Raw genomic sequence first — 22,725 nt, forward strand, 5'->3', positions numbered from 1 at the left:
CTATCGAATGACATCGGCGACCCATTGACTCAGGTTTTCCGGCGTCATAGATGCGATTGGCATGTCCATTTTCAGCAAGCGATCAATGATGTGGTGGTCGTAACTGGCCGCCCCGTTTGAATCCATGGCGGTGAGGCCAAGCAAGGTCACACCGGCCTCCTGCATTTTCGCGACCTGATGATACAGATTGGTTGGGGAGCCCCCTTCATAGAAATCGCTGATCAGCACGACAATGGAACGGTGCGGCTGGGTGATCTGTTCCCGGGTATATTGCATCGCTTTGCCAATATCGGTGCCGCCGCCCAGTTGAACAGACAGCAGATTTCGGACCGGATCATCAATAAATTCCGACATGTCGACCACCCGGGTATCGAACAGCACCAGCCGGACTTTCAGAACCGATAATCGGCAGAAAATAGCGGCGACCACAGTGGCGTGGATCAGATTGTTGAGCATGGAACCGCTCTGATCCACCACAAGGTGAATGTCCCAGCACACCTGGCTGACCTGGCTTTGGTAGAAAAACATGCGTTCCGGCAGGAGAGCTTGTTCGTCTGGCTGATAGTGCTTGAGGTTTCGCATCAGGCTGCTGCGCCAGTCCGTCAGGGCGACCGGCATTTTCCGGCTGCTTCGAAAAGGTGTGCGCTGGCGGGCAAAGGGCGACTGTACCGGCTGCGCCAGAACTTCTTCCAGTTCAGCACAAACCTGAGCCACAATGGCTTCGATTTCTTTTTCCAGAGAGGCTGGGATTTGTGCACGAAACGCCAGAATTGTCTGCAATAGTCCGATATTCGGTTTCATGGCAGCCAGAATCTCTTTATCCAGCAATAACTCCTGAAGGCCGTACCGTTCAATCCCTTCTTTTTGCAGGATTTCGGCAGCCGGAACCGGGAAAGCTTTCCGGACCTGATTGAGCCAGGTCACGGGTCTTGGCATCCCGGAAACGGTGCCTCCCTGCAGGCCGTTTCCTTGCTGGCCGCCACCCCGGCCCTGATACTCATGGGCGTACAGGGTGTCGAGGCATTCATCCCGCGCTGTATCTTCGCCGGATAGCGCGTGCGGATGGGCACTGCCCAGGATTAGCCGCCAGCGTCGGGACAGTTCATCGTGTGTATTCATTTGTTCATCCCCCAATGGATCTGGCTGGTGCGCCATTGCTCCCGTAGCTGTTGTGCAGCCAGCAGTGTGTCTTGCGAAACGGCCGGGATTTGCGCAGGCAAATTGAGGTGGGTTTCCCAGATGCAAATCTGGCTGAATTCAGCGACTTCCCGGGGGGTTAGCTGGGTAAATGCCCGCCGCAGGGCCGGAAGACAGGTGAGAAAGCTGGTTTCATCAAGTTGCGACAGCTGATGATTCAGTGCCGACAGCATCGGATCAGGCTGCAGGAGCTGACTTTTGTTGGTCGTCAGCAGGCCGGAGAGGAAATCGCCGACGGCTTCGGGTTCGCTGTGCTGCCGGGAAAACGCTTGTGCCAGACAATCTTCCAGTGAATCGGTTAACTGGTCGTGGCGAATCAAAACCCCGGCACAGGCACCGATCAGCCCTGCTGAATCGGACAGACGATAGCAGGCTTCGATCGCATCCATGAAGTAGGTTGCCGGACAGAGCGTCGGATACTGGCGCGTCATGAAAGACAGATCGGCAATCCAGCCGGCGCTGGCTTCTGTTGCGTAGCTGTTGTCGATACGTGGCAGCCGGGCGCAGAGCCGAATAAAGGTGTGCCGGATTAATCCCGCCAGATCGTCGGTGGAAACAGTGCTGAAAATCCCGCCGCCGTGGCAGCAGGTCAGTAAGATCTGCAGAGACTGATGCAGGGCTGAGAGGTTGGTTTCCTGTTCCAGCAGTTGCTGAACCCGGTGAAATATCGGGCGCAGCCATTGCTGGATACCCATCTGCATGGCCTGAAGCAGCAGGGATACCATGTCAATGGAGCCTGGGTCATCTTGCTCAAATGCGACTTGCAGCTTGTTGCGGGCTGCATCCACAATACTGGCCCCCAGATGGCTGGATTCGATCAGCGCAGCGTCCGTTTCGGTCTGCCACTGGCACTGCCATCGCTCCCGGACCAGATGGAGTGATGCCGGATCGCTGACATCCGGACCAGCCATCAGACGGGCATACGGGATAGTGAGAAAACGCAGCCGATGCAGAAACTGAGACACTGCCCGATGTTTGGGTTTGCGGTAAATCGACAGATCTTTTTTCACCGCGCCAGCCTGAAAATTGGTTGGCAGACCGAGCTGGGTTGTGAGCAGGCGGAAATCCTGGATCAACGGCGCGACCGGCAGTCCGGGAGGCACGTGGCCAATAGCTGTCACATCAAAGTAATCATCCAGCCACTGGCGGAAAAAGGTGTCTGAAGGCTGGTGGGACTTCAGCAAAGTTGCGGTCAACGATTCTCTGAGTTCGGAGCGCCCGGCCGGAATGCCGCGTAAGTTTGCCAGTTGCTGGCTCATCACCAGTGCGTCGGTCAGTTGCGGCAGAGCGACGGGATAGTTTTTCTGCTGCAGGAAGGTCATGAACCCGGTCGTCAGATCCGTGTGGTAGCGGCGTGTGAAATCTTCAGGCAGTGGCCCCGGTTGCCGGGACAGGCGCTGCCAGAGCTGTTGATAATAGCCGCAGTCTGTCAGCCCTGCCGGATAGCCGTGTTTTTTACTGAATCGGCTCAATGCATAAGGGATCAGGTGGGAGCCGGATTCCCAGTGTTCGGGCAATGGCTGGGGGGCTGGCACCGATATCGGTTCCGGTATCGGTTTCGGTGACAAATCGTCGGACGCCAGAAAGTGCGCAATTCCCAGGCAGTGATAGCCGCCACAGACCACCAGCACCCGCTTGCCTTCAGTCAGATAAGGCCGGATCTGCTGCGCCATGAACTGTTCACGCTGCAAAGTTTCCGGGTCGCTGTCGACAGAAAGGTTTCGCATCAGCAGGCAAAAGTGATGCATCTGCGAGAAGAATTCATTCGGGGAAGCCTCACCCGCAGATTCGAAATGGCGATCCCACCACTGATCGAAGTCGTCACAATCGCTTTCAGCCAGCAGGGCCGAGAGATATTCGCCTTCTTCTAATTTTCTGTTGTCGTACAGTAACTGATCCCGTTCAGTGTCTGCTGCTGCGCCGGGCATCCGGGCGGCATAGGGTAAATCTATAAACTGACAGGGCACCTGCGCCTGTTTGGCCAGTTGGATAGCCTGCCATTCCGGCGACATCTCTGCGAACGGAATAAAGACCCGGCTCGCCTTCAACTGACGTGTCGCAGCGGGTTCGTCAGCATCAGGGGCGGGCTCAGCCGAAGCGACTCGCTCAGACGCGGTCTTTGGCGGCGTGGTCTCTGGCGATGTGCTCTCCCGGAGATAACTGTAAATCGCCAGCGGCAGTTGCGTCTGATCATCTTGCAGAAACGGGATCAGAAAACTGGCATCGTGCGGCCCTTCAATCAGCACCACGTCGGGTTGGTGCTGTCTGAACAGACGACCAAGCTGCCAGCTGCACATCGGGCTGTGGTGGCGCACCGGCGCCCAGATCAGCTGCGGGTCAGCCCGGAGCGCTGTCAGACACGTCTGTAATCCGGACGATTCAGCCATGGTTCTGACACCCGTCCAGAAACGCCTGCCACTGAGGTTCGTCTGCCCGTTTCCGTTTGATCACCCGAATGTAGTCGTCAAAACATTCACGGTCTTTCTCATTGTCTTTGATGATGGTCCCGAGCATAAAGGCGGGCAGATGGGCTGCGGAGACCTGTTGATCCCCGAAATAGTGACTGCTGATGGCCGCGTTGTAGGCGACGTTGATCGCTTCGGCCAGTGACAGCAGGGTCGTTGGTGACGTCACCGCCAGTCCGGAGACTTTGCCACTGCGCAGCTCGTCAAAGACGGTGATCAGCAGTTCTGTAGTGTCCTGATCAATCTGAATGTCCAGCGCATCTTGCTGAAGACGGCGGTTCACCTGCGTCATCACCAGTTCCGTCTTTTGTTTTTTGGTACTGATAGGTTGCAGCGTTTCAAAGTTGAAGCGGCGTTTCAGTGCCGAAGACATCTGGTTTACACCCCGATCATGGAGATTGGCGGTGGCGATGATGTTAAAGCCGGGCTGGGACAGCATGTAGGCTTCATCGCTGTCTTTGAGTTCCGGGATTTGCAGGATGCGGTCAGACATCACCGGGATCAGGTTGTCCTGAACCTCGGTCGGGCAGCGGGTAATTTCCTCAAACCGCATCAATCGGCCCTGTTGCATCGCGTGAAAAAGCGGGCCGGGCACCATGGCATCCAGACTCGGGCCATCTTTCAGCAGTGCGGCGTAGTTCCAGCTGTAGCGGATATTCTCTTCAAACAGTCCGGCACTGCCCTGGACGGTCAGGGTACTCTGGCCGGAAATTGCGGCAGCAAGCAATTCTGACAGCAAGGACTTCGCGGTGCCCGGCTCGCCGACCAGCATCAGCCCCTGCTGGCTCATCAGGGTCACAATGGCACGCTCGACGACGGCGTCGTTGCCGTAAATTTTTCGGCTGATGGTGGTGCCCTGAACCGGCTCATTGTTGCTGCCGAGAATGAAGGTACGGACCATGCGCGGGCTGAGTTGCCAGCCTGTCGGCTTCTGGCCCTGATCGGCTTTGCGCAGCGCAGCCAGCTCTGTGGCATGGAGGGTTTCTGCGGGGAGTCGTTGTACGTTTTGCATCGGTTTCTCTCGTCGGAAAAGGCTGTGGTGAATGCGTGCTTTATCACAGCCGTGATTTGTCAAAATTGCTATTTGTCAAAATAAAGAACTGCCAGTCCTGTGGCGTGGCTGGCAGCCCGGTTCGGGTTACAGAAAAGCTTTCTTGGCTTCCAGCAGTAACTCGCGGACAACCCGCTCCGGTATATCGTCGACCGTCAGCCGGATATCAGCATATTTATGATCCTGTAAGTCATCGTAGACATAGCTGCCCCGGTTCAGATGACCGGTCCGGTAAAACTCAACCGTTTGGGCGGTAACGGTGTCTTCATCGCTTTCATAGCCATAACCGCTGTGCCAGATGTCTCCATCGAAGGTGATTTCAATCCCGACATTGAGCCCGTCCAGTTCCTTATAGATTTCATCGAATGAGCCGCCATCCCGTACGGAACCGACCGACCAGCCGCATTTACGCAGGCGGTTGATCACCGTGGCCGGTGTTTTTCGGCTGAAACATGGTGCGCTGTACTGATTGCTGGTGGCTGGTTTGAGCTGGACGACGTCTCGCGACAGCTGACCAAACAGAGGCTCCAGATTCCAGTCGTCAACATAGTTTTGCCAGTCAGCCAGTTGTTCTGCGGTCAGCTCGATGGGATGAACCAGCCCGACATGGGCCTCGGCGGAGATCGCAACCGGCTCATCTGCCATATCAACCGGGGTCGGATTGGGCAGGAAAGTGCGGATGAGCTGACCATTTTCATAGACGCCCCAGATCAGCTGACTGGCAATTTTGTGCATCACCGGATTACCCAGAAACAGAACCTGCCAGCGCTCGAAAGACCACATCCGCCAGGCAACAAAGGCATCTTCCATGCGTTTGGTTTGCAGGCTGATCATCTCTTTTAGCAGCTTTTTCAGTGCATTGAAGTGCTGTTTGGTTTGTTCTGCCTGCTCGGCGTCATCGTTCGGTTTCGGCTTCGGCAGGGTTTTGCTGAGTTTGCCGTCCGGCTTGCGGATGACGAATTTCAGATCGCCATTGAGGATCAGCGACAGGGTCTGGCCGCAGTAATCGAGCGGAATGTGGTCGCCGTCAAAGCCCAGATCGTCCACCAGTTGATCGCCGAGTTCCTCTTTGGTGATCCCCGCCTGCTGAGCACCGATGGCAAAGGCTTCCTGACCGGCATCTTTGATACTCTGCTTTTTCGCATTGCGGCAGATGCGGTCAATTTCTATGTATGCCTGTGTCTGGCCGCTGAGGCCCATCATTTTAATCAGGTGCCCGGCCAATTGGTGCTTCGCGCTGCCTGCGATTTTTTCAATGAGCGTTGCCAGCGCTTTCATCACACTGGTGTCGCCGTGAATTGCCGGAATGGACAGCAGCCATTTGTTTTGGGGGGGGATGTCCGACCCGAATCTGCTCAGGATACTGTGTGCGAACTGCGACAGGGATTCCGGCGACAACACCGAGGTGATGGCCGCTGCTTCCTGACTGTTCTGATACCCGTCGAGGCCCTGATAGATCAGGCACAGCTGCATGGCGGCATCGTCTGATGGTCTGCCATCCAGCCGCGCCGGCAGCATCAGCTGGCTGAAGTCCACCGGTGATTTTTTCGGTCTGTGATAGCTGTCGGCCAGATAGGCATCCAGATCGAATGTGCCGTCAGCCGTGGTGTACAGCGTTCTGATATCAAGCTGCCCTTGGGTGATAAGGAGGGTTCGGGAAGAAGGCACTTTGGCAAGCATCAGACACTGGCTCGCGGTCTCTGAATCAATCCCGAGTTCGCACAGGACGTCAATGGCATTGATTTCCTGCTGGGCACTGTAGGTGGCGATGTCGCTGATGACGGTGTCTTTCACGACCTGCCGGTACTCTTCCGATAAGCTCAGAATACAGGCTTTCGTCGCCGCAATGGCCCCTTTGTGTTTTTCGTTGAGCAGCCCTAACAGACGCACGGCCTCTGCGTCTGACTGGATCCGGTGCCTGAAGAAGGGCAGTAATATGGCTTTGTATTTCGCGGGCAGGCGCGCCATGTGCTGGATGACGGGCATGCCGTGTTGTTGCAGATAACACAATTCGATCTGCGCATGGTGACGCAAATACTTCACCTCCTCCCAGTCGTAATAGCCGTACCGCCGATCTTCATTGGCCGCAATGAAAGCTTCGGTGTATTCCGCATAACCTTTGATGGCAATGGCAGAATATGCGGGTTGTTCGAGTACGACATCTGAGATCAGACGCAACGGCGTGCCGGTGTACAGGCGCTGCGCCGCGCGAAGATAAGGAGAGAACAAGGCATTGTTTTTTCCGTTCAGCATCAGGCGGGTGAAGCGCTGCAAATGCGGGTCGGACAGCGTGCTGAGTCTGGGAAATTCCGCGTTTTTCTGAAGAGACAGGCGGCTGATGTTCGCCTCGTTTTCTCCCGTGAGGACATAGGCAATCAGCGATTCGCTATCGTTGTCATTTTTCGTCAGCCCATCGTTGCAGGCATCGCGCAGCAGCTGTCGATCCCGCTCGGTTTTCTGTTCGTCCAGACTGCCGTCCTCAGTCAGCGACGCGATCACGGCATAGCCCAGTTCAGCATCAAAGGCGCTGCGGGGCTCGAAGCATGTCCAGAGACAGGGGGCGCCAAACTCCCGGATTAGCGCCTGAATCATCCGGACGTGCGGGTTTTCCCGCCAGAGGTCGGCGGGTTTGTGCGCAAAGGTTTCGGGATAGTGCTCGAAGTTATACCGCAGCACGTAAGCAATCAGCGGTTCCTGAAGCTCAGGAGCCTGAGCGATACCAGCGCGAAGGCCCTCGATGACAGAATCCGGATACAGCCAGCCGTCCCGGTGATAGCAATCCGTCAGAAAATGCCGCTGGATCCAGAGATACGGGTCGAGCTGGAAAATCAGCGATTTCAGCGCGTTGGCCGCAGTGGATTGCTGAATCAGGTCATCGTTGCTGTGACACAGATAGTCAAAGAGATCGCTGAAGTCGGGATCAGCTTCCAGCAGGACATTTGCGGTACGGCCATGGGCCAGGATCGGTTGATGGGGGAGTGCGGCCCGGAGGATTGCCACGTCTCTGTCCCGGTCGCCCTGACCTTTCAGGAGGGCGATCAGCGACTGAATGGCATCGGATGGCAGCGCTGTCCGGTACTTCAGGCCGAACTGTCTGATGGTTCCGTGATAATCCGGAATATTTGCGTCACGGACATGATCACGGGCCAGCGCTTCAAGATAGGTGAGCAGCAGCGACTCAAAGCGGACGGCATCCTTGTCGCTGACGGCCTGTTTCAGCTCCGGAAACAGGATGTGGCGGCAATACAGATGGGACGAATGGTTATAATGCCCCTCACTTTTCAGCCGCTCATCGCTCAGGAAGATTTTCAGGTCTTCATGGGTGAAAGTGTCGAGAAGCTGCGTCATTCCCCAGTCGTTCAGCATCCGGTTCATGCGTCGGAAATCGAATTTGAGCAGGCCCTGAAAGGTCGGCATCAACTGGCGCAGTAATGCCAGATCCACCCGGTGCAGCCAGTTCATCTCATTCACTGAGGTGATCAGCGCATGCAGGTAGCGGGCAATATGCTCAGGGGTATCGTCCAGCTCATCCAGATACTCATCAAAAAAGTCGAAGATGTAGTGCGTTGGAATACTTGAGTTGGCCGGGCAGTCCGCATAAGGGGTATCACTGTAGACAAATTTGCGGATTTTGGCGGCCGTCAGTTTGGAGACGTCGTCGCGGTAACCCTTTCCCTGTTCTAGCTGGTCAATCACGTCACTGATGTTCATGTCTTGTGTTCCGAATCAAATAAAACGATGTATCCAGCCAGCCCTGATGCACAGCGGCTGGCTTTCCTGCGGTGATTACCGGAAGGCGCTTCTGGCTTCCAGCAGTAACTCGCGGGCAACCCGTGTCGGGAGATCGTCGACCGCCAGACGCAGGCTGGCGTATGCCTTGTCCTGTAAGTCGTCGTAAACGTAACTGCCTCGCGGTAGCTGACCCGTGCGGTAAAATTCAATGGTTTTGGCGGTGACACTGGGTTCATCGCTTTCGTAACCGTCACTGCTGTGCCAGATGTATTCGTCGAAGGTGATTTCAATCCCCACACTGAGGCCATCCAGTTCTTTGTAGATTTCGTCAAAAGAACCGCCATCTCTGACGGAACCAACCGACCAGCCGTTTTTACGCAGCCGGTTGATCACGGTCGCAGGCGATTTTCGGCCGAAATCCGACACTGTGTACTGAGTGCTGTTGGCTGGCTTGAGCTGAACCGCCTCTCGTGTCAGCTGGCTAAACAGGGGCGTCAGATTCCAGTCATCCACATAGCTTTGCCAGGCGGCCAGTTGTTCCGAAGACAGCTCCGTCGGATGCACCAGGCCGACTCTGGCGTCCGGCCGGATCGCTACCGGTTCATCTGCGGTATCCACGGGGGCCGGATTGGGCAGGAAAGTGCAGATGAGCTGATCATCTTCATAAACGCCCCAGACCAGCTGTCCGGCAATTTTGTGCATCACTGGGTTGCCCAGAAGCAGTGCCTGCCAGCGCTCGAAAGACCAGGTTCGCCAGGCAACGAACGCATCTTCCATGCGTTTCACCTGCAGTTCGACCATGGCTTTCAGCAGCTTTTTCAAGGTGTTGAAGTGTTGTTTCGCCTGTTTTGCCTGCTCGGCGTCATCGCCCTGTTTCGGCTTCGGCAGGGTTTTGCTGAGTTTGCCGTCCGGCTTGCGGATCACGAATTTGAGTTCGTCATTGAGGAGCAGTGACAGGGTCTGGCCGCAGTAGTCGAACGGAATGTGGTCGCCCTTGAAACCCAGATCGTCCACCAGTTGATCACCGAGTTCCTCTGGCGTGATCCCTGCTTGTCTGGCACCGATGGCAAAGGCTTCCCGGGCGGCATCTTTCACGCTTTGTTTTTTACTGTTGCGGCTGATGCGATCAATGGCCATGAAGGCAACCATCTGATCACTCAGCCCCATGAGTTTCATCGTGTGACCCGCCAGCTGGTGCTTCGAGCCACCGGCATATTTTTCAAGCAGCGTTGCCAGGGCTTCCATCACACGGGTATCGCCATGAATGGCCGGAATTGCCAGCAACCATTTGTTTTTGGTTGTGATTTTTCCGCCGTAAGCGCTGAGGAGACTGTGCGCGAATTGCGCCAGCGAATCGGGTGTGAAAGTGCTGGCAATGGCACGGGCTTCCTGAGGGAGACGATAACCTTCGTGGTGTTGATAAATCAGACAAAGCTGCATGACGGCATCATGTGCAGCTTTGCCATCAGTCCGGACCGGCAGGTGCAGCGGCTCGAAATCCACCGGTGATTTTTTCGGCGGGTGATAGTTGCTGGCCAGATAGGCATCGAGGTCAAACTGCCCGGCCGCATTGGTGTAAACAGTACTGAAATCAATTGGACCGTGTTCGATCAGCAGGGCGCGGGAAGCGGCTGCACCGACTTTGTCGAACAACTGACGGGCGGTTTGCGTATTGACGCCAGCCGTACAGATGAGTTCGATGGCATGCACCTCCTGCTGGGGGCTGAAGGTCGTCAGGTCTTCAATCATCTGATGGATGACCGCAGCCCGAATCGGATGCGGTAACGACCCAATGCAGTCTTTCACCGCGGCAATGGCGCCTTTGTGTTTGTCTTTGAGCAGGGCAACCAGCAACTGCGCTTCTTCCATATCTGTGATCTGGCCTTTGAAAAACGGCAGCACAATGGTTTTCAACCGCGCGGACAGTTTCGTCAGCAGATGCATGACAGCCACGCCATGCTGATGCAGATATTGCAGTTCATTGGCAGCAATATGACGGCGGAATTTGACGTTGTGCCATTCATACTCATCTGAACGGCGATCGTTGATTTGGGCAAATGATTCGGCAAAGTCGGCGTAAACCGGGAAAGCAATGGCCTGGTATTCAGGCCGCTCAAGCACAATCGCTGAGATCAGGCGATGTGGGGTCGCTGTAAATTTCCGCTCCGCCGCGTGAAAGAAGTCGGCAAAAAGGGCGTTGTTTTTTCCGTTCAGCATCACCCGGGTGAGGCGTTGTAATTGCAGATCTTCCAGATAGCAGACTTGCGGGAACTCGCTGTCTTCCGCAAGTCGAAGTGCAAGCGTGCCGATTGCTGCTTCATGTTCCCCGGTCAGAAGGTATTCAGCGAACTGCTCGGCATCCTGTGTATTGGCTGTCAGTATTGGGCTGAATGACAGGATCCACTGTCGATCGCGTTCGGCTTTCTGAGCGGCCAGCTGATCGTCTGCGGCAAGCCGGTTCAGGGTGTAGTAACCCCGCAGTTCTGCAATGGTATTGCGGGGTTCGAAACCATCCCAGATAGTTTGGGCACCATAGGTTTCAATCAGTGCCAGCAGAATCTGATCATGCGGGTTGGGTTTTCGGGCATCGGCCGGGATGCGATAGAAAGAACAGGCATAGTGTTCGATGCTGTAACGCGCAATGAACGCAACGAGTGGTACCTGAATGTCCGGATTTTCGGCCACGGCCTGATTGAGTGCTTCAAGAACCTCACGTTTGCTCGACCACCGGCAATCGGGGAAGCCGCTTAACCTGAGCTGTTTTTTAAACCCAATCGAAGGTTCCAGCCGGAAGACGAGTTGCTTCAGATGGTTGGCCGCAACAGATTGTTGGACGATGGGGTCTTTGCTGTCACTGAGAAAGTGGAATAAATCGGTGAAATCTTCGTCGGCTTCCAGCAGGGTAAAAGCGGCCTGCTGATGATGGAAAAGGGGCTTCCGGTGCAGATGCGCCCGGATCAGCGCTGGGGTCTGCTCCCAGTCGCCCTGTCCACGCAGCAGTTCGGTGAGCGCTGTGATTGCTTCGACCGGCAGTGCAGCCCGGTACTGGCTGATATTGTTCTTGTCCAGCTCATCGGCATCGGGGAACGAGTCACAATTCGCATAATCACTGGTTAAATCCTGCAGGTAAGTGATCAGCGCTTCCTCAAAATGCGCGGCGTCACGTCGCACCAACGCCTGTTTCATTTCAGGAAATAAAATTCCCCGGCAGTAGAGGTGGTGAGGCCAGTGATAGTGTCCGTTGGTTTTATGGCGCTCATCAGCGAAAAACGTGCGCAGGTCGTCCTCTCTGAAGATGGATCGAAGCTGGTTGATCCCGGCATCCGTGCCGAAGTAGTCGGTGAATATTTCCGTCATGAGCGAAAAGTCGGCTTTGATGCAGTTCTGAAATGTCGGCATGACGGCGCGGAGTTTATTAATTCTGACACTTTTGAGCCATTGCTGATTTTCGGTCGACAGGACGAATGCATGTAGGAAACGGGCAATGTGGTCCGGTGAATCGTTCAGCGTTGCCAGCATTTGATTGAGAAAGGTTTCTAAATAAAAAGGAGGTAAGCTGGGGGTTGTCTGAAATTGATTCAACCCGGCATTGCTGTAAACAAAGTCGCGGATTTTTCGGATGGCTTCGACGTCGTCCGGGCAATCGCACAGCGGATTGTCCTGGAGCTGGTCGAGTACCGTGCTGATATTCATTCTTTTGTCCTGAGCGTGAGTAAAGCAGAGAAACAAGCCAGCCCGTCAGGTGAGGGCTGGCTGGATGAGACACCGTGTTACAGGAAGGCTTTTTTGGCTTCCAGCAACAGCTCGCGGGCAACCCGCTCCGGCAGGTCGTCGGCTGTCAGGCGAAGATGTGCGTATTCTTCTTCCTGCAGGTCATCGTAGACATAGCTGCCCCGGTGCAGACGGCCGGGACGGTAGAACTCGACGGTTTTCGCGGTGACTGTTAATTCATGACTTTCGTAGCCGTATCCGCCATGCCAGATACTTTCATCGAAGGTGATTTCAATCCCGACGTCGAGTCCGTCCAGCTCTTTGTACATTTCGTCAAAAGAGCCGGCATCGCGCACCGAACCGACTGCCCAGCCGTTTTTACGCAGTCGGTTGACGACGGTGGATGGTGACTTGCGGCTGAAACACGGCACATGGTACTGATTGCCCTTGGCCGGTTGCAGTTCGACGACATCCCGCGACAGCTGGCCAAACAGCGGTTCCAGATTCCAGTCGTCAAAGTAGCCCTGCCAGGCTGCCAGTTGTTCGGAAGACAGTTCGGTCGGATGGACCAGCCCGATGTGGCCGTTGGCCGGGAACGCGAACGGTTCATCTTCCATGTCGACCGGTTCCGGGTTTGGCAGGAAGGTACTGACGAGCTGGTTGTTCTCATACACCCCCCAGACCAGCTGGCTGGCGATTTTGTTCATCACCGGATTGACCAGAAACAGTTCACGCCAGCGCTCAAAGGACCACATCCGCCAGGCCACAAAAGCATCTTCCATGCGTTTGACTTGCAGACCAACCATGTCTTTCAGCAGCTTTTTCAGTGCGTTGAAATGCTGCTTGGCTTGCTCCGCCTGTTCGGCATCATCATCTTGCTTGGGTTTTGGCAGCGTTTTGGTGAGTTTGCCGTCTGGTTTGCGGATGACAAATTTCAGTTCTTCATTGAGGATCAGTGCCAGCGTCTGACCACAGTATTCGAGCGGAATCTGGTCACCGACAAAGCCCAGATCGTCCACCAGCTGATCGCCGAGTTCGTCTTTGGTGATCCCGGCTTGCTTCGCGCCGATGACAAAGGCTTCGTTGGCGGCGTCTTTGACACTTTGCTTTTTGGTATTGCGGCAGATCCGGTCGATTTCCATGTACGCCTGCGTTTGGCCGCTGAGTCCCATCAGTTTCATCAGGTGGCCAGCCAGCTGATGTTTTGAACCGTTGGCGAATTTTTCCGTCAGGGTTGCGAGGGCTTTCATCACGCTGGCATCGCCATGAATTGCAGGAATCGTCATGATCCATTTATTCTTGGCCGTGACTTTCGGGCCATAGCCACTCAGCAGGCTGTGTGCGAACTGCGACAGTGATGCCGGTGTGAAGGCGCCTGCAATGGCATGGGCTTCCTGACTGTTGCGATAACCTTCGTGATTCTGATAAATCAGGCACAGCTGCATCACGGCGTCGTTTGCCGGTTGACCGTCGATACGTTCCGGCAGCGGCAGGAGGCTGAGATCGAGCGGTGCTTTTTTCGGCGCAGTGTAGCTTTCTGCCAGATAGGCATCCAGATCAAACTGACCATCCGCGCGAACATATAATTGCGTGAAATCGAGATTCCCTTTTTCAACCAGTAACGTTCGGGATGCCGTTGACTGAACCCGTTCCAACAGTGCTCGGGCCATGTCTGAATCGATATCCGGTTCACACAGCACTTCAATTGCATTGACTTCCTGCTGCGCATTGAAGGACGCAAGTTCCGCCAGGATTTTCTCTCGTACAGTCTGGCGTAATGTCTCCGGCAGGGCGTTCAGGCATGCCTTGGTGGCGGCAATCACCCCTTTCTGTTTTTCTTTCAATAAATCAACCAGTAACAGTGCCTCATCTGTAACGGTGATCCGCCCTTTCAGCATGGGCAGCAGAATGACTTTATACTTGGTAGACTGTTTGGAGAGCTGGGACACACAGGCCATGCCATGCTGCATCAGATAATCCAGTTCCTCTGCGGCAATGTGATGAGTAAACTCGATCCCCTGCCAGCGATATCCGTCATCACCGATTTCATTTCGTTCTGCAAAGGCTTCGGCGAATTCGGCATAGGCTTTGAAAGCAATATCGTGATAGGCCGGTTTTTCAAGCACCACATCTGAAATCAACCGTAACGGCACTGAAGAGAACAGCCGGAGAGCACCGATGAGATAGCGCGGGAAGAGCTTGGTGTTTTTGCCGTTCAGCATCACACGGGTGAGTCGTTGCAGCCGCGAATCTTCCAGATAACAGACCGTTCCGAAACGACATTCAGGATTGATTGCTAATTTGCTGATCTGGCTTTCATTCTCTCCGGTGATGAGATAGTTAAACAGCAACTGTGCATCTTTGTCGTTTTTGGTGAATCGGGCACTGAGTCCCGTCAGCCACTGGCGATCGTAGTCATCTTTCAGTTCAGACAGGCTGCCATCTTCTGCCAGGGAGGCAAGCGTGTAATACCCCAGCCGCTGCTCAATGATGCTTCTGGGGGCGTACATTTCCCAGATGTACCGGGTACCATACTGCGCGAACAAGGCGCGAATCAGCTGATTGTGCGGGTTGTTTTCCGGTGTGCCTGCTGGTGTGCGTCCGTACGCGCAGTCATAATGTTCAAAGGTATAGCGCAGGGTAAAGGCAATGAGCTGATCTTTTTTGTCCGGGGCCGCTTCAATCGCGGCGGTCAGTTCTTCCATCACCTCATCTTCATCAGACCAGCTGCAATAGTGGTAACACTCGTGCATGAAATGCTGCTCAACCCACACGTTCGGATCCAGTAAAAAGACCAGCTGCTTCAGATTGGTGGCGGCCGTGGAGTGCACGACAATCTCGTCTTCACTGTCACACAGCCAACTGAACAGGGCGGAAAAATCCTCATCGGCTTCCAGCAGGGTATAGGCGGTCCGGTCATTTTTATAGATAGGTTCGTGATTCAGGTGGCTGCGGATCAGTTCCGGATCCTGATCCCAGTTTCCCTGTCCCTGTAAGAGGGCGGTCAGTGCCTGAATCGCTTCGGGCGGCAGTGAAGTGCGGTATTGCTTGTTGTCACCGTCGCGTTCTCTTCTGCGTAAACTGGGAATGTAGGTGGCATTGGCATAGTCGTGCGCCAGTGCTTGCAGGTAAGTGATCAGCAGCGTCTCGAAACGGGCTGGATCTTTGTCTGCCACCGCCTCTTCGAGTTCAGGAAACCAGACATAGCGGCAGTACAGGTGGTGTTTATCGTTGTAATGCCCGTTTGTTTTGAGGCTGTCATTTTCCAGAAATGCGCGGATCTCCGCTTTTGAGAAGTTCTCTCTGAGCCGTTCGATCCCATCTTCGGCATCATATTCATCATCGTAAAGGCGTTTCATCAGCTGAGACGGAGACATGATGTAGTCGTGGAAGGTGGGCATCCATTGCTTCAGTTGCCCGATATTAACGTCGGTCACCCATGATTTGTTTTCCACCGAGAGGGCCAGTGCGTGCAAATACCGGGCGATATGTTCAGGGGTATCTTCCAGCTCTTCCAGAGACTCCCTGAAGAATTGGGACATGAAAAATCCGGGCATGGTCGGATTCGGCGGAAAATCGGCGTAGTCCATGTCGCCGTAAACAAAGTTGCGAATGTTGATCACACTTTGTTCGGGGACTAAGCGCTGGTAGTAGCCGCTCTCCCGCAGTGCGTCAATCACCTGACTGATATTCATTGTTTGTCCCTTAGCATGCTTCATTTGCCGGATTTTTCAGGCAAATCGGTGGATTCTGCTGCGTCGTCGCAGCTATTTATCGTCTTCTGTATTAGTAAAACGTCAGAATGTATAAAACTTTGTGCATGGCGCTGTGATGATGTGCTTATTTTTGAATAAAGATCGCAAAAAGTCAGCTAACTAATTGTCTTTATTTATTTTTTGATAATTTTTGGCCGCAAGTCACTGTTTTCATTTATTCCGATTCTGTACCGGTTCTGTAGGGTTTCGGGATCTCAGAGGATGGCTGCAGATGCGTCAGGCGGGTTTACATCACATTGAATCGAGTCCACAACGAGCACAGGCACAGGGCTTTCAACGCGAAAAGTCACAAGGTGCGCATGCGCAAGGCATACAGTCGCATGGCGGCAAGGTCAGTTTGTCCCGGCTGTTTCAGCTAATCATTGGCGGTGGGCTGATGGTGCTGGGCGCTTATGTCCTGATGTTGCTGGCGCTGAACCTGAATGACTATATTCAGGACTTTCCGGGTAGCCCGGTGCATCAGTACCTGATTGATTCGCAGGAACAGGGGTTCTTTCTGGCCTTTGGCAACAATGACATCAGAGTTTCGCAATCTTTCATGAATGTCATCGCTCTGTTCTTCAGTTTTTATATTCTGAAAATCTGGGTCAGCGTTGGTAAGACCCTGGTACAGACCGGAAAATTCTTGCTGGAAGACAAGAAAGATCAGGCTTGATCCAAGGTGATCAATTGGGTGGTCAGGGGATCAAAGTATGAACAGGCTTCGTCAGTATCGGCGGGTGATTTACATTCAGGTCGCTCAGGATCAGGTAACGGTCACGGATGCCAGAACCGGAAAAAGTGTCACGGAAAATTCAGAGATGCCTTTTTCCAGCCGGCGTTTGGCTGTCGGCCACTTTTACCGGGCGGCGGATACGCTCAAGCGTGCTTACCTTCAGCTGTACCCGCGATCTTTTTCCTTGCTGGAACCTATCATTGTGATACATCAGCGGTATTTGTGTGAAGAGGGCTTATCTCTTGTGGAAGAGCGGGTGCTGCTGGAACTCTCTGGCCTGATCAAAAGCCGGTATCGGTATATCTGGCAGGGGGAACCATTGTCTCCAGCGCAGTTACTGGCAGGGGAATATCAATCATGATGCGACGATGCTGCCCTGATCGGGCTGGTCCGTACTTTCACGTCCTATGATATTGTGACAGGCACGATGATCGATGCGTCGGCAATTCTGGTGGGGGTGGCGCTATCCGTGCTGCCCCTGATTTATGCCGCCGGGATTGCCCTGTTCCTGACGCCGCTGAAGCACACCGAGCCATCCTAATTCGGGAGATACCTGATGAATGCACCCACCACCATGACGTTTTTTGCCCGTTTTGAAGCCGATATTCTGTCGGGCCGTAAAACCATCACCATCCGGGATGTTTCAGAAAGCCATTATGTGCCGGGCAGTGTTGTGCAGGTTTCCACGCTGGAAGAAGACCGGGACTTTTGTCGGCTTGAAATTCTTGCTGTCGAACCAATTCTGTTTCAGGATTTATCTGATTTTCATGCCCGGCAGGAAAATATGACGCTGGCCGAGCTGAAAACCGTGATCCGGGAAATTTATCCGGATGATGATCAGTTGTACGTGATCACTTACCGGCTGGTCGGGTGACTCCAGCCGCATAACACGCAGCTGTGATCAAACGAAAAGCCCCAGGAGATGGGGCTTAGAAGCACAATTACATTGGGATGTAATCAATAAAGATTTTCGAAATTTTTCCGTCCAGCCCATTGTTGTAATAACTTTCGCACTTCACTTTTCCGTCAGCGTATTCACCGCCGGAGTTGAAGGTTCCCACTGTGGCCGCAGACACCGGGCCCATGATGGTAATGCGAGCCCAATCGTCACTCTCAGAAGCGGAAGGGCTATCGTAGACTTTGATGATGGTAATGCCACTTGGAATATTCTGAAGCTTCAGAGAACGCGCTTCGTCGTTTGAGAAGCCATAATCACCATCTTGGCAGTCGATATTATAGTTTTTACCGCCGCTGAGTGTGTTGCCAACCTGATCCTGAGTACCGCCATTTCCTTCCCAAAAAGTAATTTCACCAGCCATATCTGTTCTCCTTGATGTTGTTGTTTGTGCACTTGATATGCATCAACAACAATAGGTGGGGAATTGAAAAAGACACAATTTTTGACAAAAATTCATGCTTTTGTTGAGGCGGATGAGGGGGGGTAAAGGCTGCGCAGGGAAACAAAGCCTGTCAGCAAGACAGGCAAATCAGCTCTCACTTCAGCGGCAGCCCTTTCACCGCTTGAACGGCCGCATCTGACTCAGTCAGGGCAACATGGATTTTCTGCCCGGTATTGGTGGCCAGATAAGGGACTGATGCAGCCACCAAAACCGGGAATACCCGCCGCAGATCATTCTGTGTATCTGAGCTGAAAACTGTGGTTTTCCATAAAGGCACCGGTGCTTCTGAATGAGACTGCTTGTCGAAAGTTACCCCTTCGATCTGGACATACTTCAGGTAAGTGGTTTCAGATGCTGTGTAAGTCTGATATCCCGTGATCCCGTAAGACGGGGTGTTCATGGTCGTCCCGGTCTGCGACGTCATACTGCCGAATGTACTGGTGGTCTTATAGCTGTTCGCAAAGGCGACGCCGGTTTGTCCCCATGTCGGGAGTTGATACGAATAGTGCTGGGTTTGGGGTTCACCAATGCCGTAAGACAAAAAGATCACCTGTTCCGCCGCCTCAGGCGTGGTTGCGGCGACGTAACCTTTGGCTTGCAGCACCCGCACCAGAGAAGCCGAATATTCTTTGAACTGAAGGTCATTCACCGAAACGCCCTCTTGGCCGGGCAGCACCACATAGGTTTTTGCGTGTGGTGCGGTATCGGAGGTTAAGGAATCAATGACCACGTTGAATGTCGGCTTTCCAAGGGTTGAACAACCCGACAGTCCCAGAAACAGGACCAAAATCAGTAAATGTTGCATGTTATTTTAGGTTTCTACACGTCAGTAAAATCTGAGGAAAGCATATTACTCAAAAGCATGGATTGAAAACACGAAGAACACGGGGGTGCAAAGTGCATGATTTTTTATTGCTGAAGGTGTGTCAGGATAAAACTGGCACGGGTGATGTGCCTTTCTGGCGCAGACGATTGTTCAGCGACTCTGAAAATCAGAGGTGAAATCATGTGCCTTGATGCAACGATCTGCCTTGATTCAATGAGCCACCTTGATTCAATCAACCGCCTTGATTGAGTCAGCCGCCTTGATTGAGTCAGCCGCCAATCAGCACGGTTGGCATGCCCATCACAATTGTCCCGCCGTGGGCGGTCTGATCGCCCATCCGGGCGGCCGGTTTATTGTTGATCAGCACGGTGGCACTGCCTTTGACCACACTGTCTGGCGGGCCGACACACACGCACATTTGCCCCAGTGTTGCGGCGGGCAGGTTGCCAATCAGGACGGTTGTCGGTAACGGCAGCAACGGGCCGCCCACATGTGGAATCGGCACCGGTGCCGGGGTTTGCATGGGACACATATGCATGTCGGTCGCGCGGGCTGCGGGTAACATCAGGACACCTCATGCTCGCCATTACCGCCAGCGGCGATATTCAGACCCATATCGATAAAATCTCGGTAACGTTGTTTGGCGGCTTCGCCGTCTGGAAGTACTGCGCTCAGGTTGATACAGCCGGCCACGGCCTGCGCGTACAGATACGGAGGCGGCGGCATCACCGGATCGTTGGGTTTGGTCATACTGCCACCACTCCAGAAAGCAGATTGTGCGGCCCAGCCAGCCCCGGATTCGAGTCCGGCCAGTTCGGCCATCTGTTCCGCATGACGACGGCTGGTTTCATCCGGGGTATGGACCCAGGCTTTTGCGGCGCGAACCGCATTGGCTTCGTCTTCATTCCAGTCTGTACGAGTCGCGGCGCAGCAAGCGGCCCACCAGACCGATTCGCGGACCGGCAGGGCATGGGCGAGAAAGGTGACGGCATCAGCAAACATTTCCTGCGCCATCGCCATACCAATCAATTCTCTGGGGGAGGTGTTTTCTGCCGCCAGTTGACTGAACGGAGGCGTTGGTGAGTAGAACGCAACAATGTCTTTGGCACTTTGATATGGAATTTTGCGTAAAGTCATTAGTTTACCTTGGCTATCGCCCCTTGAATCTGCACCATAGCGCCGGCTTTGACCTGAGTCATAGCGCTGCCTTCCACCGTCACAATTGCGGCTTTGACATCGGCTTTGCCTTGCCCTTCGACAGTGACCATGGCTGCTTTCATTTCAGCTTTTGCTTGTCCGGTTATCGCCACTTGCGGGGCATTAATCTTAATGCCGCTGGCGCTGATTTCAATTTTGCTGGTGCCGACTTTCAGCTCAATCTTGCTTTTTCCGCTCAGCGAAATGGTGCTGCCATCGATGGTGACTGAGGACTTAGCGGACAGCCCCATATTGGCGCTTGCCTTCAGGTTGAGATCTTTCCCGCTGTCGCCGGTCCAGTCTTCTTTGCTTTTGGTGGTGATGGTTTTGTCACTTTCAACCTGGATGGCGTCTTTAGCACTCAGAGTCACCGTCTTTTCGACCTGTGTGTTTTTCGTACCTTTGATGGTCGTCAGATGATCGTTGTTGGCCTCCACCAGCAGATCTTTTTCTGCATGCAGGAAAATATGCTCTTTGTCTTTCTGATCCTCAAAGCGCAGTTCATTGCCTTGTGTGCTGTTCCCTTTGGGGGTTGAGCGGGTTTTCAGGCCACTTTGTGATGCCGTGCTGTAAGGCGCGGCATTTTTCGTGTTGTAGAGAGAGCCGGTGACGACCGGGCGATCCGGATCGCCGTCAATGTACTGCACCAGCACTTCATCGCCGACGCGAGGCGTAAACTGAGCGCCAAACCCTTTGCTGGCCAGCCCCTGTGACACCGGCAGCCAGCACGAGCTGTTTTCATCATTTTTACCCTGTCTGTCCCAGTGGAGCTGGACTTTGATGCGTCCGGCTTTATCGCGATAAATTTCTTCGCCACTGGGCCCGGTGACCGACGCCGTGTGGATGCTGTGGACTTTCGGTTTTTCCTGAACCCGCGGACGAAACACTGAGGATGTCGGAATGCAGCTGAACTGGTTGCGGTATACCGGTGTTAAGCTCCCTTCATCGGTCGAAATATGGTGGGTGAGACGCGTGACGATGTATTCCTGATTCATCGCACTGAGCGGGTGTTGATTCAGGCGGAACTTATACCCACAGGCCACGGCCGCGATACTGGAGCTGGCTTTGGAGACAGATTTTTCGGCATCCAGCGCTTCCATCTGCCGTTTGGCGGCATCGCGGGCTTCGTTTTTATTGTCCAGACCTAAACCGAACCAGGCTTGTTCAAGACCAGCCGGCGCGGTGTTCAATGCGCTCTTGCGCTCACCACTGTCGAAGACTTCTGCCAGTGCCTGGGTGTGATCTGCTAAAGAGACTTTGGCGCTGCCGAGACGTGTGGCATGACTCCAGTGGCTGAGTGCGCGGTGCGACGCCTGACTGCCATCCTGATAGTAAAGCGTGGGTTCAGGCATGGATTCAAAACGCTGGTTGGCGTCGGCAATCACGACGGCAGGTTTTCCAGACGCATGACGGATATGAAAGTGCCACCCTTCGCTGGCGAGCAGACGGCGGATGAATTGCTGATCGGTTTCGTCTAGCTGAACACAGTATTCATGCTGTTTGCCGCTGCCTGAGAGCGCAAAAGTGAAATAGTTTTTAAAATCAGAGTCGCCGAGCAAGGTTTCCAGAATTTGTTTGGTGGTCATATTCTGAAATATCTGACGCTGACGGCGGTAAGCCAGCAGTGACAACGGGTCGGCAACTTCGATCTGATAGAAATAAAGCTGCTTTTCCTGACTGAACCCGGTGAATTCGATCGACGTACACAGTCCTGAGAAGCAACGGGTTTCCTGAGATTGCTCAAATGAGATAGAGACGTTTTTGCCGAGGTGGCTCTCTTTGATCTCCGCGCTTGAAGCGACAGACAGGGAAAAGCGGCAACCTTCAGAAATTGCTTCTTCACCCGTGAAATGGGTGACAACATATTGTTTATTGTCCGAGAGTGTCACGGTCAGCGGACGACTTTTTGAAAGCAATTCACTGCTGGTCATATTTCTTCATTTCCTGTAAGCGAAAAGTGGTTTTTTGCTTCAATAAAAATCACATCAACATCAAAGTGAACGCTTGATAAACACTTCGGTGAATCAGTATTGGAAGAGAGTGAAGGTCAAAGAGTAAAGCGCAATCATTCGTTAATTTATGGTTTGTGTGTTTGGAATTCAAGCCATCAAACGTCATTTATGTCTTGCCTGATGTTTTTTTATGGGGTGCGGTTCAAATGTAATCGATTATTTTCAGGTAGAGTAAAAATACTAAATTAACTTTATTCACAATATTATCCATTTTCGGATTTTCGATTGAACAATGTTTATATGAAACATTATCCATTCTGTTTTTTCTTTTACGTATGCTGCGGTAAGGATGTGTGAAATGGACATCAGTGATAGAGGGGTGATTTGCATTTAAGTTGCTGTTTTTATTTGAGTTAGCTTCTGTTTTTCAACGGTTTGTATCATTTCTGATGACCTAAATGCCACCTAAATGTGGCGTGAATGTGCCTTTTTAATATGGAATGTCTGGATATAATTGACTCAATTTTGAATCCGAAAATCGCCTGAATTAAAAAATAAAAACGAATGAAATTAAAGGTGAGTTTGATGGTCAAAATAAAGATATTAGCTATCTGGTCTGATTTGTTTTAACCGAAAAGTATGTTCTCAATTTTATTTTAAGACTCATCAGAATGTGATGTTTTAATATTTCGCTAAATTAGAA

14 protein-coding genes are annotated in these 22,725 nt (G+C 53.3%); 3 read left to right on the top strand and 11 right to left on the bottom strand.

Annotated elements, in window-relative coordinates; genetic code table 11:
* The 6 genes from EA58_RS16790 to EA58_RS16815 form a co-directional block, all read right to left on the bottom strand.
* A complete protein-coding gene (locus tag EA58_RS16790) occupies positions 1 to 1,119 on the bottom strand; it encodes a VWA domain-containing protein (protein WP_036755459.1) in 1,119 nt (372 codons plus the stop codon).
* Entirely contained in the window at positions 1,116 to 3,584 is a 2,469-nt protein-coding gene (locus EA58_RS16795) for a DUF5682 family protein (protein ID WP_036755461.1), read from the bottom strand. The genes EA58_RS16790 and EA58_RS16795 overlap by 4 nt, the downstream gene beginning before the upstream one ends.
* Positions 3,577 to 4,674, bottom strand: coding sequence for an ATP-binding protein (locus EA58_RS16800; RefSeq protein WP_036755463.1), 1,098 nt, complete (start codon positions 4,672 to 4,674; stop codon positions 3,577 to 3,579). The genes EA58_RS16795 and EA58_RS16800 overlap by 8 nt, the downstream gene beginning before the upstream one ends.
* A gap of 126 nt (positions 4,675 to 4,800) precedes the next feature.
* Positions 4,801 to 8,424, bottom strand: coding sequence for a DUF4132 domain-containing protein (locus tag EA58_RS16805; RefSeq protein ID WP_036755466.1), 3,624 nt, complete (start codon positions 8,422 to 8,424; stop codon positions 4,801 to 4,803).
* Positions 8,425 to 8,499: 75 nt separating this feature from the next.
* Entirely contained in the window at positions 8,500 to 12,138 is a 3,639-nt protein-coding gene (locus EA58_RS16810) for a DUF4132 domain-containing protein (protein ID WP_036755468.1), read from the bottom strand.
* Between the two features lie 77 nt (positions 12,139 to 12,215).
* Positions 12,216 to 15,851 carry a DUF4132 domain-containing protein gene (locus tag EA58_RS16815; RefSeq protein WP_036755469.1) on the bottom strand — a complete coding sequence of 1,212 codons (3,636 nt, stop codon included), beginning with the start codon at positions 15,849 to 15,851 and terminating at the stop codon, positions 12,216 to 12,218.
* Between the two features lie 292 nt (positions 15,852 to 16,143).
* Between EA58_RS16815 and EA58_RS16820 the strand changes: the two genes are divergently transcribed.
* The 3 genes from EA58_RS16820 (at position 16,144) to yqfB (ending at position 17,521) form a co-directional block, all read left to right on the top strand.
* Positions 16,144 to 16,587, top strand: coding sequence for a hypothetical protein (locus EA58_RS16820; protein ID WP_036755472.1), 444 nt, complete (start codon positions 16,144 to 16,146; stop codon positions 16,585 to 16,587).
* A gap of 37 nt (positions 16,588 to 16,624) precedes the next feature.
* Positions 16,625 to 17,008: a hypothetical protein gene (locus EA58_RS16825; RefSeq protein ID WP_036755474.1), complete on the top strand. Its 384-nt coding sequence runs from the start codon at positions 16,625 to 16,627 to the stop codon at positions 17,006 to 17,008.
* A gap of 195 nt (positions 17,009 to 17,203) precedes the next feature.
* On the top strand, positions 17,204 to 17,521 hold the full coding sequence (gene yqfB / locus EA58_RS16830) for a N(4)-acetylcytidine aminohydrolase (protein ID WP_036755477.1): 318 nt from the start codon (positions 17,204 to 17,206) through the stop codon (positions 17,519 to 17,521).
* A gap of 67 nt (positions 17,522 to 17,588) precedes the next feature.
* Here yqfB and EA58_RS16835 read toward each other — a convergent pair whose 3' ends face one another.
* From EA58_RS16835 to EA58_RS16855, 5 genes are all read right to left on the bottom strand, one after another.
* Positions 17,589 to 17,966 carry a hypothetical protein gene (locus EA58_RS16835; RefSeq protein WP_051642168.1) on the bottom strand — a complete coding sequence of 126 codons (378 nt, stop codon included), beginning with the start codon at positions 17,964 to 17,966 and terminating at the stop codon, positions 17,589 to 17,591.
* Positions 17,967 to 18,141: 175 nt separating this feature from the next.
* Entirely contained in the window at positions 18,142 to 18,852 is a 711-nt protein-coding gene (locus tag EA58_RS16840; protein WP_036755479.1) for a hypothetical protein, read from the bottom strand.
* A gap of 289 nt (positions 18,853 to 19,141) precedes the next feature.
* Entirely contained in the window at positions 19,142 to 19,438 is a 297-nt protein-coding gene (locus EA58_RS16845; protein WP_036755482.1) for a PAAR domain-containing protein, read from the bottom strand.
* Positions 19,438 to 20,010, bottom strand: a complete 573-nt coding sequence (locus tag EA58_RS16850; protein WP_036755485.1) for a DUF6931 family protein — start codon at positions 20,008 to 20,010, stop codon at positions 19,438 to 19,440. The genes EA58_RS16845 and EA58_RS16850 overlap by 1 nt, the downstream gene beginning before the upstream one ends.
* A complete protein-coding gene (locus tag EA58_RS16855) occupies positions 20,010 to 22,001 on the bottom strand; it encodes a type VI secretion system Vgr family protein (protein WP_036755488.1) in 1,992 nt (663 codons plus the stop codon). The genes EA58_RS16850 and EA58_RS16855 overlap by 1 nt, the downstream gene beginning before the upstream one ends.
* Between the last annotated feature and the right edge of the window lie 724 nt (positions 22,002 to 22,725).

The sequence above is a fragment of the Photobacterium galatheae genome, from assembly GCF_000695255.1.
Taxonomy (GTDB): Bacteria; Pseudomonadota; Gammaproteobacteria; order Enterobacterales; family Vibrionaceae; genus Photobacterium; species Photobacterium galatheae.

Bases quoted from the DNA above. Each gene is read 5' to 3' on its own strand.
- EA58_RS16810 (WP_036755468.1), bottom strand. From the start codon at position 12,138: ATGAATATCAGCACGGTACTCGACCAGCTCCAGGACAATCCGCTGTGC.
- EA58_RS16795 (WP_036755461.1), bottom strand. From the start codon at position 3,584: ATGGCTGAATCGTCCGGATTACAGACGTGTCTGACAGCGCTCCGGGCT.
- EA58_RS16790 (WP_036755459.1), bottom strand. From the start codon at position 1,119: ATGAATACACACGATGAACTGTCCCGACGCTGGCGGCTAATCCTGGGC.
- EA58_RS16835 (WP_051642168.1), bottom strand. From the start codon at position 17,966: ATGGCTGGTGAAATTACTTTTTGGGAAGGAAATGGCGGTACTCAGGAT.
- EA58_RS16820 (WP_036755472.1), top strand. From the start codon at position 16,144: ATGCGTCAGGCGGGTTTACATCACATTGAATCGAGTCCACAACGAGCA.
- EA58_RS16825 (WP_036755474.1), top strand. From the start codon at position 16,625: ATGAACAGGCTTCGTCAGTATCGGCGGGTGATTTACATTCAGGTCGCT.
- EA58_RS16850 (WP_036755485.1), bottom strand. From the start codon at position 20,010: ATGACTTTACGCAAAATTCCATATCAAAGTGCCAAAGACATTGTTGCG.
- yqfB (WP_036755477.1), top strand. From the start codon at position 17,204: ATGAATGCACCCACCACCATGACGTTTTTTGCCCGTTTTGAAGCCGAT.
- EA58_RS16815 (WP_036755469.1), bottom strand. From the start codon at position 15,851: ATGAATATCAGTCAGGTGATTGACGCACTGCGGGAGAGCGGCTACTAC.
- EA58_RS16805 (WP_036755466.1), bottom strand. From the start codon at position 8,424: ATGAACATCAGTGACGTGATTGACCAGCTAGAACAGGGAAAGGGTTAC.
- EA58_RS16840 (WP_036755479.1), bottom strand. From the start codon at position 18,852: ATGCAACATTTACTGATTTTGGTCCTGTTTCTGGGACTGTCGGGTTGT.
- EA58_RS16845 (WP_036755482.1), bottom strand. From the start codon at position 19,438: ATGTTACCCGCAGCCCGCGCGACCGACATGCATATGTGTCCCATGCAA.
- EA58_RS16800 (WP_036755463.1), bottom strand. From the start codon at position 4,674: ATGCAAAACGTACAACGACTCCCCGCAGAAACCCTCCATGCCACAGAG.
- EA58_RS16855 (WP_036755488.1), bottom strand. From the start codon at position 22,001: ATGACCAGCAGTGAATTGCTTTCAAAAAGTCGTCCGCTGACCGTGACA.